The sequence below is a fragment of the Cryobacterium cheniae genome (assembly GCF_004403395.1).
In the GTDB taxonomy this organism is placed as follows: domain Bacteria; phylum Actinomycetota; class Actinomycetes; order Actinomycetales; family Microbacteriaceae; genus Cryobacterium; species Cryobacterium cheniae.
On sequence record NZ_SOGN01000048.1, the window covers coordinates 1 to 17,347 of the forward strand.

21 protein-coding genes are annotated in these 17,347 nt (G+C 68.5%); 7 read left to right on the top strand and 14 right to left on the bottom strand.

Annotated features, from left to right (window positions below; genetic code table 11):
• The 6 genes from E3T23_RS11460 to E3T23_RS11485 all read left to right on the top strand — a co-directional run.
• The coding region (locus E3T23_RS11460) for a sigma factor-like helix-turn-helix DNA-binding protein (protein ID WP_277612464.1) at nucleotides 1-330 on the top strand (330 nt) is incomplete at its 5' end.
• 154 nt (nucleotides 331-484) lie between these two features.
• Nucleotides 485-1,378 (top strand): D-hexose-6-phosphate mutarotase, encoded by an 894-nt coding sequence (locus tag E3T23_RS11465; protein WP_134370511.1) that lies wholly within the window; start codon nucleotides 485-487, stop codon nucleotides 1,376-1,378.
• A gap of 112 nt (nucleotides 1,379-1,490) precedes the next feature.
• Nucleotides 1,491-1,934 carry an Asp23/Gls24 family envelope stress response protein gene (locus E3T23_RS11470; protein ID WP_241977866.1) on the top strand — a complete coding sequence of 148 codons (444 nt, stop codon included), beginning with the start codon at nucleotides 1,491-1,493 and terminating at the stop codon, nucleotides 1,932-1,934.
• Between the two features lie 76 nt (nucleotides 1,935-2,010).
• Nucleotides 2,011-2,277, top strand: coding sequence for a GlsB/YeaQ/YmgE family stress response membrane protein (locus E3T23_RS11475; RefSeq protein ID WP_134370513.1), 267 nt, complete (start codon nucleotides 2,011-2,013; stop codon nucleotides 2,275-2,277).
• 272 nt (nucleotides 2,278-2,549) lie between these two features.
• A complete protein-coding gene (locus E3T23_RS11480) occupies nucleotides 2,550-2,960 on the top strand; it encodes a DUF4383 domain-containing protein (RefSeq protein WP_134370514.1) in 411 nt (136 codons plus the stop codon).
• A gap of 33 nt (nucleotides 2,961-2,993) precedes the next feature.
• Nucleotides 2,994-3,557, top strand: a complete 564-nt coding sequence (locus tag E3T23_RS11485) for a hypothetical protein (RefSeq protein WP_134370515.1) — start codon at nucleotides 2,994-2,996, stop codon at nucleotides 3,555-3,557.
• 23 nt (nucleotides 3,558-3,580) lie between these two features.
• Here E3T23_RS11485 and E3T23_RS11490 read toward each other — a convergent pair whose 3' ends face one another.
• Together E3T23_RS11490 and E3T23_RS11495 are read right to left on the bottom strand one after the other, a co-directional pair.
• Complete coding sequence (locus E3T23_RS11490; protein ID WP_134370516.1) at nucleotides 3,581-4,915, bottom strand: serine hydrolase domain-containing protein; 1,335 nt, start codon at nucleotides 4,913-4,915, stop codon at nucleotides 3,581-3,583.
• Nucleotides 4,916-5,022: 107 nt separating this feature from the next.
• The gene (locus E3T23_RS11495) at nucleotides 5,023-6,318 is read right to left on the bottom strand and encodes an ATP-dependent DNA helicase (protein WP_134370517.1); all 1,296 of its coding nucleotides are present in this window, start codon (nucleotides 6,316-6,318) and stop codon (nucleotides 5,023-5,025) included.
• A 111-nt stretch (nucleotides 6,319-6,429) separates the two neighbouring features.
• Here E3T23_RS11495 and E3T23_RS11500 point away from each other — a divergent pair, with 111 nt between their 5' ends.
• The gene (locus tag E3T23_RS11500; protein ID WP_134370518.1) at nucleotides 6,430-7,473 is read left to right on the top strand and encodes a hypothetical protein; all 1,044 of its coding nucleotides are present in this window, start codon (nucleotides 6,430-6,432) and stop codon (nucleotides 7,471-7,473) included.
• 39 nt (nucleotides 7,474-7,512) lie between these two features.
• Here the strand turns inward: E3T23_RS11500 and E3T23_RS11505 are convergent, their stop codons facing one another.
• From E3T23_RS11505 to E3T23_RS11560, 12 genes are all read right to left on the bottom strand, one after another.
• The gene (locus tag E3T23_RS11505) at nucleotides 7,513-9,519 is read right to left on the bottom strand and encodes a bifunctional copper resistance protein CopD/cytochrome c oxidase assembly protein (protein ID WP_174843876.1); all 2,007 of its coding nucleotides are present in this window, start codon (nucleotides 9,517-9,519) and stop codon (nucleotides 7,513-7,515) included.
• A 103-nt stretch (nucleotides 9,520-9,622) separates the two neighbouring features.
• Complete coding sequence (locus E3T23_RS11510) at nucleotides 9,623-9,910, bottom strand: HU family DNA-binding protein (protein ID WP_104099750.1); 288 nt, start codon at nucleotides 9,908-9,910, stop codon at nucleotides 9,623-9,625.
• A gap of 277 nt (nucleotides 9,911-10,187) precedes the next feature.
• The gene (rpsN, locus tag E3T23_RS11515) at nucleotides 10,188-10,493 is read right to left on the bottom strand and encodes a 30S ribosomal protein S14 (RefSeq protein WP_134364793.1); all 306 of its coding nucleotides are present in this window, start codon (nucleotides 10,491-10,493) and stop codon (nucleotides 10,188-10,190) included.
• Between the two features lie 2 nt (nucleotides 10,494-10,495).
• Nucleotides 10,496-10,663 carry a 50S ribosomal protein L33 gene (gene rpmG, locus E3T23_RS11520; protein ID WP_104099752.1) on the bottom strand — a complete coding sequence of 56 codons (168 nt, stop codon included), beginning with the start codon at nucleotides 10,661-10,663 and terminating at the stop codon, nucleotides 10,496-10,498.
• The gene (rpmB, locus tag E3T23_RS11525; RefSeq protein ID WP_104099753.1) at nucleotides 10,663-10,899 is read right to left on the bottom strand and encodes a 50S ribosomal protein L28; all 237 of its coding nucleotides are present in this window, start codon (nucleotides 10,897-10,899) and stop codon (nucleotides 10,663-10,665) included. Before rpmB ends, rpmG begins: the two co-directional genes overlap by 1 nt.
• Nucleotides 10,900-11,063: 164 nt before the next feature.
• Nucleotides 11,064-11,459 (bottom strand): Fur family transcriptional regulator, encoded by a 396-nt coding sequence (locus tag E3T23_RS11530; RefSeq protein ID WP_134370519.1) that lies wholly within the window; start codon nucleotides 11,457-11,459, stop codon nucleotides 11,064-11,066.
• A complete protein-coding gene (locus E3T23_RS11535; RefSeq protein ID WP_134370658.1) occupies nucleotides 11,456-12,262 on the bottom strand; it encodes a metal ABC transporter permease in 807 nt (268 codons plus the stop codon). Before E3T23_RS11535 ends, E3T23_RS11530 begins: the two co-directional genes overlap by 4 nt.
• Entirely contained in the window at nucleotides 12,262-13,188 is a 927-nt protein-coding gene (locus E3T23_RS11540; protein WP_134370520.1) for a metal ABC transporter permease, read from the bottom strand. Before E3T23_RS11540 ends, E3T23_RS11535 begins: the two co-directional genes overlap by 1 nt.
• A gap of 1 nt (nucleotide 13,189) precedes the next feature.
• A complete protein-coding gene (locus tag E3T23_RS11545) occupies nucleotides 13,190-13,942 on the bottom strand; it encodes a metal ABC transporter ATP-binding protein (protein WP_241977867.1) in 753 nt (250 codons plus the stop codon).
• 46 nt (nucleotides 13,943-13,988) lie between these two features.
• Complete coding sequence (locus E3T23_RS11550) at nucleotides 13,989-15,008, bottom strand: metal ABC transporter substrate-binding protein (RefSeq protein ID WP_134370522.1); 1,020 nt, start codon at nucleotides 15,006-15,008, stop codon at nucleotides 13,989-13,991.
• A 71-nt stretch (nucleotides 15,009-15,079) separates the two neighbouring features.
• Nucleotides 15,080-15,844, bottom strand: coding sequence for a VIT1/CCC1 transporter family protein (locus tag E3T23_RS11555; protein ID WP_134370523.1), 765 nt, complete (start codon nucleotides 15,842-15,844; stop codon nucleotides 15,080-15,082).
• A 106-nt stretch (nucleotides 15,845-15,950) separates the two neighbouring features.
• Entirely contained in the window at nucleotides 15,951-17,321 is a 1,371-nt protein-coding gene (locus E3T23_RS11560; protein WP_134370524.1) for a dihydrolipoamide acetyltransferase family protein, read from the bottom strand.
• Between the last annotated feature and the right edge of the window lie 26 nt (nucleotides 17,322-17,347).

Below are 17,347 nucleotides of genomic sequence, written 5' to 3' on the forward strand. Positions count from 1 at the left end.
TACGACAACGAGCCGATGTCCCTGCAGTCGCCCGTCGGCGACGGCCTCGGCGACATCTCCGAGCTGATCATCGACGACGACCTGCCCCAGCCCGAGGAGCACGCGGTGCTGACCATGCGGGCGTCGGACATCGGGTTCTATATGAGCGCCCTTCCCCCGCGCGAACGGTCCATCCTGATGTCCCGCTTCGGCCTCGACGGGGGCGCGCCCCAGACCCTCGATCAGATCGCCGTCGTACAGGGCGTGACCCGGGAACGTGTGCGCCAGATCGAGAAGCGGGCGCTGGCCCTCTTGAAGGTGCCCTGCCTGGAGCAGTACCTGCGGGACTGACCGGCTGACGGCTGCGGCTGACAAAGGCGGCTGACGCGACTCGAGCGGTCACGTCAGCCGCCGTATTGCACTGTTGGGCCGTCAGCCTACCGCCGCCGGCCTACGCCGAAAGGGGCGGTCTGCACTCGGTCGGCGAAAGCGCGAAAATGGATTCATGTCCTCCGTCAGCGCTGCCCCCGCCTCTCTGCCCGCATCCGTTCGACTCGCAGAGGGCCGGGGTGGCCTGACCGTGGTGCGGGTGGCCGGCCGCGCCGGCTCCGCCGAGATCTACCTGCACGGCGCGCAGGTCACCGACTTCACCCCGGTGGGCGGGCAGCCGGTGCTGTTCCTGAGCGGCGCGAGCCGGTTCGAGGCCGCCGCCGCGATCCGCGGCGGCGTGCCGATCTGCTTCCCCTGGTTCGGTGCTCACGCGCTCGATCCGGCCGCGCCGGCGCACGGTTTCGCCCGCCTCGGCGAATGGGAGTTCGTGGACGCGCACGAATCCGACGACGATGTCGTGCTGACCTTCCTTCTCACCGATACGCCCGCCACTCGCGCCTCGGCCTGGCCGCACCGCTTCGAAGCCCGTTACACGGTCAGCATCGGCGCCCGTCTGACCCTCGCCCTGCAGGTGACCAACCGAGAGACGGATGCGTTCACCTACGAGGAGGCTCTGCACACCTATCTGCGGGTCAGTGATGTGCGCGGCACGACCGTTGCCGGGCTGCAGGGCACCGCGTTCCTGAACCAGCTGACCGGGGTCACGGAGCCCGCGGAGAACAATCCCGTCGGCTTCGCCACCGAGACGGATCGCCTCTATCCGGGCAGCCGCGGACGTGCCACCGTGGCCGACCCGGACGGTCGCACCGTCACGATCGAATCCGACGGCTCGGACAGCACCGTGGTCTGGAACCCCTGGATCGACAAGGCCGCCCGGATGGCCGACTTCGGCGATGATGAGTGGCCCGGCATGCTCTGCGTGGAGACCGCGAACGTGCGCCGGGACCAGGTGCGCCTGGACGCCGGCCGGAGTCACACGACGACCGTCGTCTTCGAAGTCACCGTCTGAAAACTGACCCCGGAGCCGACCCGCGGAAACTTTTTTCTGCATCCGCGTGACGAATCGCCGACGGCCCACGTCTTACTAGTGTCGCCCGGCTCGTATCTCGTGCCGCGACAGATTGGAGTTCGCCATCGCTGTACAAAGCACCCCCGTATCTCCAGGAATTTCCCTCACCGGACCCGGGAAGACCGTTATCGCCGATGGCGTCGTCGCAAAGGTCGCCGGCATCGCCGCACGCCAGGTATCGGGCGTTCACGCGCTCGGCGGCAGCGCTGCCCGTGCACTCGGCGCGATCCGGGAAGCCATCAGCGGTGCCGACCTCTCCCCCGGGGTGAGCGTCACCACTCAGGGCGGCACGGCATCCGTCGCGATCTCCATCGTCGTCGAGTACCCGCACGAACTGCAGAAAGTCGCGGGCGAGGTGCGCAGCGCGGTCGAAACGGCCATCGAAACGATCGTCGGCATGCAGGTCACCGCGGTGGACGTAACCGTCAAGGACGTGCACCAGACATCAGACGACGCAGTCACCGACACCGACGAAGCAGACTCCCTGCCGGACTAGTCCGGCCCTATACTCACCCTTACCAGCACTTCCCCACTCCAGAACGCAATCAAACAGAAAGACGCAAGGACAAATCATGGGCTTCATCGGATTCCTCATTCTCGGACTCATCGCCGGCGCAATCGCAAAGGCCATCCTCCCGGGCAACCAGGGCGGCGGCTGGGTCATCACCCTGATCCTCGGTGTTCTCGGCGCCTTCCTCGGCGGCTTCCTCGGTTCGGTCATCTTCGGCACCGGCCTCGAGAACTTCTTCGACATCTCGACCTGGCTTCTCGCCATCGCCGGCTCCGTCATCGTTCTCGTCATCTACGGCGCTCTTGTGGGACGTCGCAAGCGGGCCTAATTCTCGGCCGCACACCAGCACGAACGAACGGGCGCACTATTGGGGGGTGCGCCCGTTCGTTCGTGCTTTTTTTGTGCCCATTTTTTGGCGATCGAGTGCCCTCCGGCGCCGGACAGCGGGGTCGTCCTCGCCGAGCTTGAGGGCCGGGCGCGGGATGAGCGCTCAAGCGAGTTCGGCGACGGCGAAACCGCACTCCAAACCGAACCGTCGTTGATTCCGAACATTGTTCGAGCACGGGTTGACCGTGACACCTAACTATCGGAGGTCTTCTCATGCGCACATCCCCCAATCGAATCCTCGCCACCGTCTTCGGCGCCATCTACGTCCTGGTCGGCGTGCTCGGCTTCTTTGTGACCGGAGGCGTCGACTTCTTCGCCACCGAGGGTGGCCTGCTGCTCGGCATCTTCGAGGTCAACCCCCTCCACAACGTGGCCCACCTTCTGATCGGTGCAGCCTTGCTGATCGCCGGTCTGTCCACGGTCCCCGCTGCCAAGGCCGTCAACACCACGGTCGGCGCGGTGTACCTGCTGCTCGGCATCGTCGGGTTCTTCATCGCCGACACCGCGCTCAACATCCTCGCCCTCAACACGGCGGACCACTTCCTGCACCTGGCCAGCGCCATCGTGCTGCTCGGTGCCGGCCTCGCAGCCGACAAGCACGCTCCGCGCACCGTCACCGCCTAGCCGACGCGCGCCACCCGCGAACAGAGGAATCCCATGATCCAGATCAGCCGCCTCTGGTGCGCTTTCGCTGCCATCGGTGCCGGTACGATCCACCTGGCCGTGGGTGCGAGCGCTCCGGTGCTCCTCTCCGTCATTCTCGTCGGGCTCGGCGTCGCCGAGCTCGGCTGGGGTGTGGCGACGCTCGTTCGCGGGCGATACCCCATGCCGAACCAGGCGCTCGTCGGCGCGCTCCTTCCCCTCGTGGTCTGGGCTGCCGCGGCGGGGCTTCGCAGCACCTCCGCGGTGCCGGCCGATGTCACCGTGCTGCCGGTCTTCCCGATGACCGTCGCGACCCTGTTCAGCCTGTTCGTGGCCGGCTCCCTCGCCCTCACCCGGCGGGGTGCCGGCCGCCGCGAAGGGGTGTCCGCCGCCGCTGTCGAGCCCGCCCCGCAGAGCTGGCGTTTCCTTGCCGCACTGACGCTCGGCGGGGTGCTGGTATCCGGCTTGACCACTCCGGCCCTGGCCGCAACGGATGCCGGCACGCAGGCGGTTCCGCACGGGTCCCACAGCGATTCGGGCCCCGCCGTCCTGCCGGAGGAACCGCAGTCCCACCACTGACCGGGCTCGGGCTCCAGCCCCGTCTATTCTTCCTGGTTCGGGTCGCAGGCGGCGGCCGCCCGGATCTCGCCCGCGACCTGCGCCTCGGTCCAGGGCAGGTCCAGCCGGGGTGCCGGGGCCTCGCCGGACGCGGGCGCGGCACCGGCGACGGCGGCGAGGCGGCGGGCGACCGCCTCGGCGAATTCACGGCCGGAGGTCGAATTGTTGAAGGCGACCGCCACGGTGAGTCCGCTGGCCGGGTCGGCCATCGCCGCCGAGATGAAGCCGGGGATCTCCCCGGACTGCCCGCGCAGCGGGCCGAACCGTTCGACCCCGAAGCCGTGCTGCCGCCAGGATGAGGCTCCGGCCCCCGGCAGAACCGGCGCCCACTGCGCAGCCGTCGATTCCGTCGACAGGAGGGTGCCCGCGGCCAAAGCCTGCGTCCAGATCTTCATGTCGGGAAGGTTCGAGACGACCCCGGCGGCCACCCCGCCCACCGAGGGCGACAGCTCGGTCACATCGATCACACTGTCGCAGCGGGCGTTGCCGGCCGGATCGAGCGCCGCAGTATAGCCGCGGGGACTCGGACCCGGAATCGCCGGCTCGCCCGGTGCCGGCAGGCTGGTGTTCGCCATGCCCAGCGGTTCGAAGACGTAGTGCCGGTAGAGCCACGGCCAGTTACGTCCGGTCGCCTGTTGCAGGGCGAGGCCGAGCAGCACAACCCCGGTGTCCGACGGGGACCAGGCCCCGCCGGGCAACGCCACCCGAGGGGCTCCCGTGCCGGTTTCGACGACCTCTCGCGTCGACCACTTGCGGCCGGGGTTGGCCACGATCCGTGGAGCCAGCAGAGGGGAATGATCACCCAGACCGGACGTGTTGCGGCAGAGCTGCCCGAGGGTGATCCCGTCCAACCCCACGACCCGGGGCAGGTAGGTCGACACCGGGTCGTCGAGGCGAACCTCCTTCTCCTCGACGAGCCGGAGCAGCACCGTGCAGGTCAGCGCCGTGGTGTTGGTGCCGATCCGGAAACGCATCTTCGGGGTGAGCGCGCCGGGAGACGTGGTCGAGACGGAACCGGGCGAGACGACCCAGGTGCCGGCCCACGGAGCCCAGACCCCGGCGATGGCCCCGGTGGAGCCGGACAGGGTCTTCGCTTCGGAGAGCACGGCGTCCAGCCGGGCCGTGACCTCGGCCGAGAACGGGGCCGCCGCCTCCCTGCTGGCATCCGGGGAGGCATCCGTCGCCGCGGTGCACGCCGTCAGAACCAGGGCGGCAGCCAACACGAGAGCCGGCAGCCCCTGGCGCCGCCGCCGGCGGCGCCGCCGATGAGGTGCGGGGCCGGTTGGTGCCTGGCTGGCTGGTGCCGGTCCGAGCTTCATTGCCTGACCCCCGTCGCGTCGCGGCCCACGCAGGGTGCCCCTGCACGACGGAGTGTACTCACCTCGCCGCCCGGCCGCACCGCCCGGCCGCACCGCGGATTCGGGGGCTAGTCGGGTGCCCCGGGGGGCCGCGGACCCCGCATGAACCGCCGCACGTTCTCGTCCACGATCATGTCGCTCGGGCGCAGGGGACGGGTCAGGTAGAGGCCGTCCAGGCTGGTCAGCCGGCTGAGGGCCACGTAGGTCTGGCCGGGGCTGAAAACGCGCGCGCCGAGGTCGACGACCGCGCGCTCATAGGTGGCGCCCTGCGACTTGTGGATGGTGACCGCCCACGCCAGCCGCAGCGGGAACTGGGTGAACTCGGCCACGACGTCTTTGCGCAGCTTCTTCGTGGTCGGGTTGTAGGTGTACTTGAACTTCTCCCACACCGCGGGTTCGACCTCGTGCGTTTCACCGTCGATGTCCACGTACACCGTGGAGTCGACGCGGGTGACGGTGCCGATGCTGCCGTTCACCCAGCGCGGGCCGCCGTCCTGATTGGAGTCGTTGCGCAGGAACATCACCTGCGCCCCGACCTTCAGCTCGAGCACCTCGTCGGCCGGGAATGTGCGCCCGCCGAAGTCGCCGGTGACGTCGGCCTTGGCCGTCAGCGCCTTGCCGGAGAGCCGTTTAAGAGCGGATGCGTTGATGCGATTCACCGAATCGTTGCGGGTTGCCAGCGTGATCACGCCTTCGCTCGGCGGGGTGCGGGCGCCCGCGGCATTGAGCGCGCCGCCGATCTCGGCCGTGACCTGCCCGTGCCGCACCGCATTGAGCATGTGCTTGAAGTCGGCGTCGCGCTGGCGGTGAACCTCGGTGAGCTCGAAGATGCGCAGGTCGGCGTCCCGCCACACCTTCGCGTCGAAGAACCACATCGACCGGTAGGTGTCCGCGAAGTACGCGCGCTCGTCGGAATCCCCCGGCACCGGGGCAAGCTGATACGGGTCGCCGAAGAGCACGATCTGCGCGCCGCCGAACGTGTCATTCGGCCGTTGCCGCGCCTGGCGCAGGCTGCGGTCGATCGCGTCCATCAGGTCGGCGTTGACCATCGACACCTCGTCGATGACGACCGTGTCGATCGTGTTGAGGAGTTTGCGCACCTGGTCGGACTGATCGATCGCATTGTCCGCGATCACCCCGATCGGCAGGCGGAACAGGGAGTGGATGGTCTGGCCGCCCACGTTCAGGGCCGCAACCCCGGTGGGAGCCGCGATCACGATCTGCTTGCTCGTGTTCCAGGAGAGGTGGTTCAGCAGCGTCGACTTGCCCGTGCCGGCACGCCCGGTGACGAACACGTTCTGCCGGGTTCCCTCGATGGCCTGGAACACTTCGGCCTGCTCGCGAGAAAGCGGAATCTCAGACACGGGGACGCTTTCGGTGGAGTACGGACGGGACATTCCACTGTATCCGGCCCGGCTGTTCAAGTCGGCCCCGGCCTGCGAGTCGGTGGGGAACCGGCCACGTAGGATGTGGGAGTGAGCAACCGGGACGGCAGGCGCCGGCACAACCAGCGCGGCGCCATCGTGGCCGTGGTCATCATCGCCGCCCTCCTCGGCGCCGGCCTGGCCGCGACGATCGGTTCGCTCAACCGCGACCTCTACAGCCCCGGCAGCTTCGTGGGCCAGTATCTCGACGCCCTGGCCCGCAAAGACACCGCCAGTGCATTGCTGCTGCCCGGCGTCAAGCCCACGGCTGCCGAGCTCGAAGCGGCCTCGCTGCCGAAGGACCTGCCGGACACCCTGCTGCGGGACTCCGTGCTGGGGGAACTCACCGACATCCGGCTGACCGGCGACGACGAGTCGGCCGACGGTCGGCACACGATCGAATACGGGTTCCGTCTCGACGGCACGCCCGCGACGATGACCTTCCAGGTTGAGCGTGCGGGCACGTTCTTCGGCGTTTTCAACAGCTGGCGCTTCGCGACCAGCCCGCTGGCCGTTCTGCGGGTGGCCGTGCTGCATCAGGCCACATTCTCGGTGAACAAGCTGACCCTCGACACGCGTGCGCACGCCGCCGACGACGCGCCGGAAACGTTCTCGAACCAGGCCGCCTACCTGGCCTTCGCCCCCGCCCTGTACTCGTTCGAGCACACCTCAGCCCTGCTCGACGCGGCCCCGCAGACGGTTCCGGTCGTTGCCTCCGGGGCGACGGATGTCACGGTCGACGCCCAGCCCAACGCCCAATTCATCGGCCAGGTTCAGGCCGAGCTGGACCGTTTCCTCGACGACTGCACCACGCAACAGGTGCTGCAGCCCTCGAATTGCCCGTTCGGAATCGAGATCAACGATCGGGTGCGGGACGCCCCGATCTGGTCGATCGCCGAGTATCCCCCGGTCACCCTGGCCGCCGGAGACTCCACGTTCGAGATGCCCGACACCGAGGGGCAGGCGCACATCGTGGTCGAGGTTCAGTCACTCTTCGACGGCGAGGTCGAAGTGCGGGACGAGGACGTGGCCTTCGCGGTCGCGATCAGCGTGACCGTGAACCCGGACGGCTCGCTCGCCCTCCAACTGCGCTGACCGGGGGGACCGGCCGCCACCGCCCTCCCGGCCTGCCGACTACTCCACGCGGTCGTGCGCGGCGAGCCGGGCCAGTGAGGCGTTGTACTGGAGCAGTTCGGCGTCGCCGGTGCGCTCCGCGTTGCGGTCCTTGCGGCGGGTTTCCTTCTCGTCGCTGCGGCTCCACTGAATGGCCACCGCGATGGCCAGGGCGATCGTCGGAATCTCGCCGACGCTCCAGGCGATGCCGCCGCCCATCTGCTGGTCCTCGATGCCGCTGAGCCCCCAGTCGCGGCCCATGGCCCCGTACCAGTCGGCGAGGAGCAGCCCGGTGCCCGTCATCATGGTCACGCCGAAGAAGGCGTGGAACGCCATCGTGCCGAGAAGCAGCAGCAGGCGGCCCGCGTAGGGCAGCCGGTAGGGCACCGGGTCGATACCGATCAGCGACTGCACGAACAGGTAGCCGGTGATCAGGAAGTGCACGATCATCCACTCGTGGCCGATGTGGTCGGTCGTCGCCCAGCTGAACAGCGAGGAGTAGTAGAACACCCAGAGCGAACCGGCGAAGAGCACGGCCGCGACCAGCGGATTGGCCAAGAAGCCCGCGTACCTCGAGTGCACGGCCAGCAGGATCCACTCGCGCGGGCCACGACTGGCGTCCTGCCGCTTGCGGATGGCGCGGGCGGCGAGCGTGACCGGTGCCCCGGGCACCAGGAAGACGGGTACGAGCATGGTCAGGGCCATGTGCATGAGCATGTGGGAAGAGAAGAGGTACTTCGCGTAGAGGTTCGCGCCGCCGTTGGTGATGTAGAACAGGACCAGCATGCCGGTCACCCAGAGCACGGTGCGGAAGACGGGCCACTTGTCGCCGCGGCGGGCCAGTCGGCGCACCCCGGCCAGGTAGAAGAAGATGCCGAATGCGCAGAACAGCACCCAGGCCAGGTCGAAGTTCCACTCGGTGAAGTAGCGGCTGAAGGTGAGTGGCGGCGGCAGCAGCTCGCCGGTCAGGATTTGGGCGGGCGTCGAGGTGGGGATCTCGGTCGCCGTGATCTGCTCGACCGGCGTTGCGGTCTTGGCGAGGGCGGCGGCGGCCCCGGAGGCGAGCCCCATGAACGCCAGTTCCGTGACGACAAGCCACCAGAACCAGACCCGGCGGCGGGGTGCTGCGGCCGTGGCGTCCGCGGGGGTGCTCCGCAGCATCCGCCCGATCAGGAACCGGCGTTGCAGCACGCCGAAAGCGCCCAGGGCGGTGAGGGCGAAGACCTTGACCAGGACGAGGATTCCATAGGGCGAGAGCAGCCGGTCCCAGGCCCCCAGTCGCAGTTCGGCGCCCACGTAGCCGGACGCGGCGACGACGATGAAGGAGACCAGGGCGAGCGAGGAGTACCGCGCGATGACCGGGTCGATGCGGCCGCCGGCCAGGTGCTTCTGCAGCACGATGATGGTCAGCAGCCCGCCCAGCCAGACCGCGGCGAAGACGAGGTGCAGCCCCAGGGCGGTGATGGCCACGTCGTGCCCCTCGGCGCCCGCCGCGTGTCCCTGCAACGCCATGGGCACCAGGGCGCCCACGGCGAGGACCGTGACGAAGACGAGCCCGGTCAGGGACCGCACCGCGAAGCACAACACGGTGACGAAGGCCGCAATCAGGGTGGTGGCCAGCCAGGCCTGCCCGATCTCGATGTCGCTGAAGAACTGTCCCGCGGTGGCGCTGAACCTGTCGTCGAAGCTGAGCGGGATGGTGGTCACCTGCAGGAAGGTGAAGAAGCCGGTGAGGGCGGATGCCACGGTGAAGACGGCCGCGGAACCGGCGGCGAAGTCCAGGGCCGCGTTGTACTCGGACTCCCGGGGGCTCAGGGCGAAGAGGGTGAGCACGAGGGCACCGATGGCGCCCGCGGCACTGACGTTGACGAGGAGCTTGGCCACCGGCAGTCCCCAGCGCACGACCGGTCCCGGATCGGCCAGCAGCTGCGCCGACGCGCCGCCGCCGTAGGCCAGCGCGACGAGCGTCGCCAGCGTTGCGACCAACAGGAGCACGGCCGGACCGGAGATACGCACGAGACGAGGCACTGACTCAGCCTAACCGTGCCTGGCGGACCCACGCTGCACGAGGGGAGCCCCACACCCAAACAGGGCGCCGACCGAAGTCGACGCCCTGTTCTTGGTGCGAAACCTACTTGGCGGCAGCCTTGAGCTTGCTACCAGCGGTCAGCTTGACGCGGTGGCCCGCGGCGATGGCGATCTCTTCGCCGGTCTGCGGGTTGCGGCCGGTGCGCGCTGCGGTAGCGGTGCGCTCGACTCCGAGCCAGCCCGGGATCGTGACCTTGCCGTCGTTCGCGACGGTGTCGGCGAGAGTTGCGAAGAAAGCGTTCAGCACGCTGTCGACTGCTGCCTGGCTCTGGCCAGAGTCTGCGGCAACCTTGGCAACGAGCTCGGTCTTGTTCAGCGACTTGTCAGCCATTGAGTGTCCTCCTCGGACCTTTGTCTGTAAAAACAGGTATTCACGTATTGCGGGCGACGCTTTCGAAAAGCGACTCCGTTTGGCCGGTTGGACCGGGTTGAATCTAACAGACAACCGCGGAATTCCGCGGATTTGCGGCGTTTTCAGCGGGTTTATCCCCCGGAACGGCCCCATTTTCGCTGTGCGCGAAAAAAGAGAGAGGATGCCGACCGAAGTCGACATCCTCTCGTTTCAGAACCGAGGTTCCGAATGACCGGCTAAGCGGCCCTGTGCGGTGTTACCAGCTGGACTTGGTGATGCCGGGCAGTTCGCCGCGGTGAGCCATGTCGCGGAAACGAACGCGCGAGATTCCGAACTTGCTGAGGTGTCCACGGGGACGGCCGTCAACCGCGTCGCGGTTGCGCAGGCGAACCGGCGACGCGTTGCGGGGAAGCTTCTGCAGGCCGAGGCGAGCAGCTTCACGCGACTCGTCGGTGCCGGCCGGGTCAACGAGGGCCTTCTTGAGCTCAAGGCGCTTCGCGGCGTAGCGCTCGACGATAACCTTGCGCTGGTTGTTCTTGGCAATCATGCTCTTCTTCGCCATTTTTAGCGCTCCTCACGGAAGTCAACGTGCTTGCGCACTACGGGGTCGTACTTCTTGAGTACGAGACGGTCGGGGTCGTTGCGACGGTTCTTCTTGGTCACGTAGGTGTAACCGGTGCCGGCCGTCGAACGGAGCTTGATGATCGGGCGGACGTCATGCTGCTTGGCCATTAGATTTTCTCCCCACGGGCGAGAAGGTCCTTGACGACCGATTCAATGCCACGGGCGTCGATGACCTTGATGCCCTTGACGGACAGGGTCAGCGTGACGTTGCGGCGAAGCGACGGTACGTAGTACTTCTTGGTCTGAACGTTCGGGTCGAAGCGACGCTTGGTGCGTCGGTGCGAGTGCGAAATGTTGTGTCCGAAGCCGGGAACGGCTCCGGTCACCTGGCAAGTAGCTGCCATGGTTCTCCTCCAATACCGAAGGGCGAATGCCCTTCCCAAGATCTCTTGTCGGCTGGAACGACGACACTCCCACGAAGGTGAGAGCGAGGTGAACCAGCAGTGCACGCACAGATATGCGCAGCAGCGTTCAACACTACGCGGTGCTCTCCCCCGGCGCAAACTCGCTAATCGACGGATGCGGCGGAGCAGGCCGCGCAGAGACCGAACACGTCGACCACATGGGCGGCCTGGGTGAACCCGTGCTCGGCGGCCACGTTGTTCGCCCAGTTTTCCACGGCATCCACTTCGATCTCGATGGTGAGACCGCAATTGCGGCAGATCAGGTGGTGGTGGTGGTCGGTCGTGCTGCAGGCGCGGTAGAGCGCCTCACCGTCTGGCGACTGCAGCGAGTCGGCCTCGCCCTCGCCGGCCAGGTCGGACAGGGCCCGGTAGACCGTGGCCAGCCCGATGGGCGAACCGGTGGCGTGCAGTCCGGCGTGCAGACCCTGGGCGCTGACGAATCCCTCGGTCTCGCTCAGCGCGGTGCGCACGGCCTCGCGCTGCCAGGTGTTTCGCTTCATGCTTTCAACCGTAACCGCGCACGCACCAGGCGGCGACCGAGGAGGGCCAGCAGGAAGAAGGCGGCCGCGGTGAGGGCGATCGCAGGCCCCGCGGCCACGTCGATCGCCCGGGACAGGAGCACGCCGACCAGGCCGGCGGCCGCGCCCAGCACCGGCGCCAGCACCAGGATCTGGGTGGCGGTCTGCGTGACCAGACGCGCTGCGGCCGCCGGGGCCGCGATCAGCGCGATCGCGAGGATCGCCCCGACGGCCGGCATGGCGGTGACCACGGTGGCGGTGATCAGGGTGAGCGTGAGCAGCTCGATCGGCCCTTCCCGGAATCCGGCGGCGCGGAATCCGCTCGGGTCGAAGGTGGAGAACAGGATCTCCTTGCCCAGCAGCACGATCACGGCCACGGCCGCCCCGAGCACGCCGACCGCCAGCGTCAGGTCGCCGGTCGTGACGGTGAGGATCGACCCGACCAGGTAGGAGTCGACCTGCACCGGAAGCGCCGGGTTCAGGGCCTGCAGGAGCACGCCGAGCGCGAAGCCCGCGGTGAGCAGGATGCCGGACGCCACCTGGGTGCCCTGCCGCTTCACCCGGCCGATCAGGGTCATGATGCCGACGATCAGGATGCTCGCCAGGGCGGCCCCGAGCGGGATGCTGACCCCGACGATCGTGGCGGCCACGGCGCCCGGGAAGGTGGCGTGGGTGAGGGCCTGGGCGAAGAAGGTGCGGCGGCGCAGGACGACGAGGGACCCGACCAGTCCACTGAGGGCGCCGATCACGGCGGCCGCGAGGAGTGCTTTCTCGAAGTATCCCATCACGTCACCAGCCGTTCGGGGGCCTGCCGGCGGCGGGGCGGGGTGTGCGGTCGCCGCGGGCCGGGCGAGCGCAGCCGGCGCAACCCGTCGACGGTCAGCCGCGCCAGCAGCACCACGGCGTAGCCGGCGACCAGCACCAGCACCACGGTCGCGCCGCTGGGCAGGTCGACGCCGGACTGCACGGAGGCCTGGAAGCCGACTACGAGTCCGAGCCAGGCGCCGAGGGCCGCGAAACCGGCCGCGATCGGGAACAGCAGCCAGAGCCGGTTGGTGATGAGCCGGGCCACGGCGCCGGGCACGATCAGCACGGCCAGGACGAGCAGGTTGCCGACGGCACTGGAGGCCGCGACGACAACGAGGGCGATCGCCACGTTGAGTACGAGGTCGAGCAGGAGCGTGCGGTACCCGGCCGCGGCGAAGCCGCCCTGGTCGAAGGCGCGGAACACCTCCTCCTTGAGAGTGAGCCCGATCAGGACCAGTGCCACGAGGCAGATGGCGACGGTCTGCACGACCTCGGCCGGGCTGACCGTGAGGAGGCGGCCGAAGAGAAGCTGCTCCAGCTGGCCGACGTAGTTCGTCTCCAGGGAGACCAGAATTATGCCCACGCTGAACATGGCGGTGAAGACGATGGCGATCGCGGCATCCGAGGACACGGACTGGCGCATGATCAGGGTGAGGATGACCGCCGCGACCAGGGCGGCGACCATCGCCCCGACGAAGAGCCCGTCCCGACCGCCCCAGACGAAGCCGATGGCGATTCCGGGGAAGACCGCGTGGGTGAGGCCGTCGCTGATGAACTCGAGTCCCCGCAGGTTGACCAACACCCCGACGACGCCGGCCACCAGGCTGAGCGCGCCCAGCACGATGAGGGCCCGGGTCATGAACGGCAGGGCGAAGGTGTCGACCAGCAGGTTGAGGACGTCCATCTCAGTGACCGGTGTGCCCGGGCACGACCACGGTGTGCTCGTCGATTTCCACGCCGACCTCCCGGAACGTGCGCTGCACGTTCTCCAGGATCAGCACCGATTCACGCGGCCCGAACGCCACCTGGGTGCCGTTGAGCAGCAGCACCTGCTCGCAGACCTCGCGGGCGAGCTGGAGGTCGTGGGTGGAGACGACCACGGCCACCCCATCCTCCTTCAGGCGCTTCACGGTGCCCACGAGCGCGTCGCGGTTCTGCTGGTCGAGCCCGTTGAACGGCTCGTCGAGCAGGAGTAGGCGGGGCCCGGCGGCCACGGCCCGCGCGAGCAGTCCGCGCTGCTGCTGGCCACCGGAGAGTTCACCGAAGCGGGTCTTCGCGCGGTGCGCGAGGCCCACCGCGTCGAGCGCATGCGCCACGGCCTGGCGGTCGGGCTTGCCGGGCAGCCGCAGCCAGCCCAGCGCGCGGTAGCGCCCCATCATGACGACCTGCTCGAGCGTGACCGGGAACTGCTGGTCGATCTCGTCGGCCTGGGGCACGTAGCCGATGGATCCGGCCGGGGCCGATGCCGCCCCCAGCACCTCCACGGTGCCGCTCACGCGCTGGATCAGGCCGAGGATGCCCTTGAGCAGCGTGGATTTGCCGGACCCGTTGGGTCCGATCAGCGCCACGGCCTCGCCGGCGCGCACCTCGAAATCGATGTCGTCCAGGGCCGGCTTCTGGCCGTAGGAGAAGGAGGCGCCCGCCACCTTGAGCGTCACGGGTGCGCTCTGCCGTACTTGAGAAGGATCCTCGATCACTGATCAACTATCGCAGGTCCGCGGGCACCGCGGTCGGCTCGGCTCCCCAGGATTCGAGGATCAGCGTGACGTTGTGCAGCTGCGAGCTGATGTAGGTGGCGCCGTCGCTGTCCTTCGCGCCGAGCGAGTCGCTGTAGAGCGCGTCTTCGCCCGAGTACACGGTGACGCCGGCCTCGTTGGCGATGGTGTCGGCGGCCTTCGCGCTGATCGAGGCCTCGGAGAAGACGGCCTTGACCCCGGTGGCCGTGATGGCGGCGACGAGTTCGTCGATCGCGGCGGCGCTGGGCTCGGCGTTGTCGTCGAAGCTCGGGATGATGGAGCCGACGTAGGTGAGGCCGTAGGCGTCGGTGAAGTAGCCGAACGCGTCGTGGTTGCTCACGAGCAGCCGCCGCTCGGGGGGTACGGTGTCGATGTTGGCGCGGATCCACGCATCGAGGTCGGCGAGCTGACCGGTGTACGCGGTCGCGTTGACCTCGAAGTCGGCGGCAAGGTCCGGTCGGGCGTCGGCGAGACCCGCGGCAATGGTGCCGACCATGGTCTCGGCGTTGGACACGTCCGTCCAGATGTGCGGGTTGCCGCCCTCGTGGGAGTGCTCGACGTCATCCGTCGCACTTGCGTCGTCGGCGTGGTCCTCGTCGCCGGCCGCGATGTCCTGGATCTCGATCCCCTTGTCGGAGTCGATGGTCATGCCGTCGAAGCCGCTGGCGCTGACCGCGTCGTCGAGCCATTCTTCGAGGCCGACGCCGTTGATCACGAGCACGTCGGCTTCGCCGAGCGCCGTCAGGTCGGCCACCGACGGGTCGTAGCTGTGCGCGCTCTGGTTGGGCTGGATGAGCTGAGCCACCGACACGCCGTCGGTGTCGCCGACGACGTTGCGAGTGAGGTCCGCCACCTGGGTGGTCGTCGCGACAACCGCGAGGTCGCCCTCGGCATTGTCGCCGGCGGAACCGGCGGTCGGCGCGCAGCCGGCCAGGGTGAGAGCGGCAATGGCGGCCAGGGCGGGTAGGACGAATCGTTTCTGAAGCACGCGGCAACGCTACGCCTAATGATAATGATTGTCAACACCAATAGGAACGCTCCGCCCGTGCCGGGGCCGGCTCAGACAACGCCGGCCGTGCCGAGGAGGGAACCGATCAGGAAGGTGACGCTCAGCGCCGCGGCCCCGCCGAGCACGACCCGGAAGGTCGCGCGGAGCTTGGGGCTGCCTCCGAGGTGGGCGCCGGTCGTGCCGAGCACCGCGAGGGCGATCAGCACGGCTCCGAACGTGATCGGAATGCGGACGCTCGTGGGCAGAAGCAGGATCGCCAGGAACGGGAGCAACGCGCCGAGAGTGAAGGCCGCGGCGGAGACCCAGGCTGCGCGCCAGGGGCTGACGACGTCGTCCTCGACGATGTTGTGCTCGGCGAGCAGGTGAGCGCGCACCGGATCGATCGCCGTGAATTCGACGGCAACCTGGCGGGCCGTCGCGGGGGCGAGCCCCTGCTCTTCGTAGAGTTGCGCGAGTTCGTCCAGTTCGCCTTCGGGGTCGGCACGGAGCTCGCGCTTCTCGCGCTCGATCAGGGTGCGCTGGCTGTCGCTCTGGCTGCTGACCGAGACATACTCGCCGAGCGCCATCGAGATGGCCCCACCCACGAGGCCGGCGGTGCCTGCCGCGGCGATGGCGGCGGTCGAGCCGGTCGCCCCGGCCACGCCGACCACGAGGGCCGCGACGGAGACGATGCCATCGTTGGCGCCGAGCACCCCGGCACGGAGCCAGTTCAGCCGGCCGGCATGGCTCTCCGCGCGCTTTTGTTCGACGGCAGCGACGGCAACAGCGACCGAGGGGGTGAGCGGAACGATTCCGGCGGGGGCGAGGGAGGTCATTCAGATATCAGAACACAGGCCGGCACCCCGCCGCCAGCGTGGACAGCCTTACCTCATCGGATATCAAAAGAGCTGGTGAGGTTAGGCTTCCTATACTTTTAGCCGGTTACTCGAGCAGCAGAGCGGGCTCCTCGATGATGCTCGCGACATCCGCCAGAAAGCGGCTCGCGACATCCCCGTCGACGACGCGGTGGTCGAAGCTCGCACCGATGGTCGTCACCTGACGCACCCGCACCTCGCCGTCGACGACCCACGGTTTGGGCTTGATCGTGCCCAGGGCGACGATGCCGGCCTCACCGGAGTTGAGGATGGGTGTGCCGGTGTCCATGCCGAAGACACCGATGTTGGTGATCGTGATGGTGCCATTCGCCATATCGGCCGGGGCTGTTCTGCCGTCCCGCGCAGTGATCGTGAGCGTCTCGAGGGCGCGGGCCAGCTCGAGCAGGCTCATGTCCTGGGCTTCCTTCACATTGGGAACGATGAGCCCGCGCGGAGTGGCCGCGGCGATGCCCAGGTTCACGTAGTGCTTGATGACGATTTCCTCGTCGGTGAACACCGAGTTGACCGTGGGGTTGCGCCGCACCGCCCAGATCAGGGCCTTGGCCATGATCAGCATCGGGGACACGCGCACGCCGGCGAAGTCGGTGGAGGCCTTCAGTCGTTTGACGAACTCCATGGTGCGGGTGGCGTCCACATCGACGAAGAGGCTCACATGCGGCGCGGCGAAGGCGCTCGAGACCATGGCCTGGGCGATGGCCTTGCGCACGCCCTTGACCGGGATGCGCTCCTCACGGTCGCTGGGCCATTCCGGTGTCTGGATGTTGCGGAACACACTGGCCTGGGTGGCCTCCCGCAGCACGTCCTCGCGGGTGACGTCGCCGACCGGGCCGGTCGCTTCGACCTGGGAGAGGTCGACGCCGAGGTCCTTGGCCAGCTTGCGGATGGGGGGCTTGGCGACGACGGGGCCGGCGGAGGCCGCGCGCGGCAGCTGCGGAAGCGGCAGGCCGGCCGGGCGTTCCGGGTGCACGGGAGGGGGTGCGATCGACTCATGGGCGACCAGGGTGACCCCGTGGCGCTTGCGCCGAGTGGGCATGGTCGCCGCGGCGCCGCGGCCGACCAGGACCGGGCCCTGCGTCTCGGCCGGCTCGTCCGTGATGGTGGACCCGGCATCCGCTGCCGCGGCGGCCAGATCGCCGGCGCCGTTCGTCGGCAGGGCGCTCGGGGCTCCGGCGACGACCTCGGCCAGGATGGTGATGATCACCGTTCCGACGTCGACGGTGGTCCCGGGCTGCACCAGGATCTCCCCGACCACGCCGACGTAGGGCGACGGCAGCTCGACCAGCGACTTCGCCGTCTCGATCTCGACCAGCACCTGGTTGATCGATACGGTGTCGCCGGGCGCGACCTTCCATTCCACGATTTCGGCCTCGGTGAGACCCTCGCCGACGTCGGGCAGTGTGAACTTCGACACGCTCATCGAGTGCGCTCCTTGCGATTGGTGAG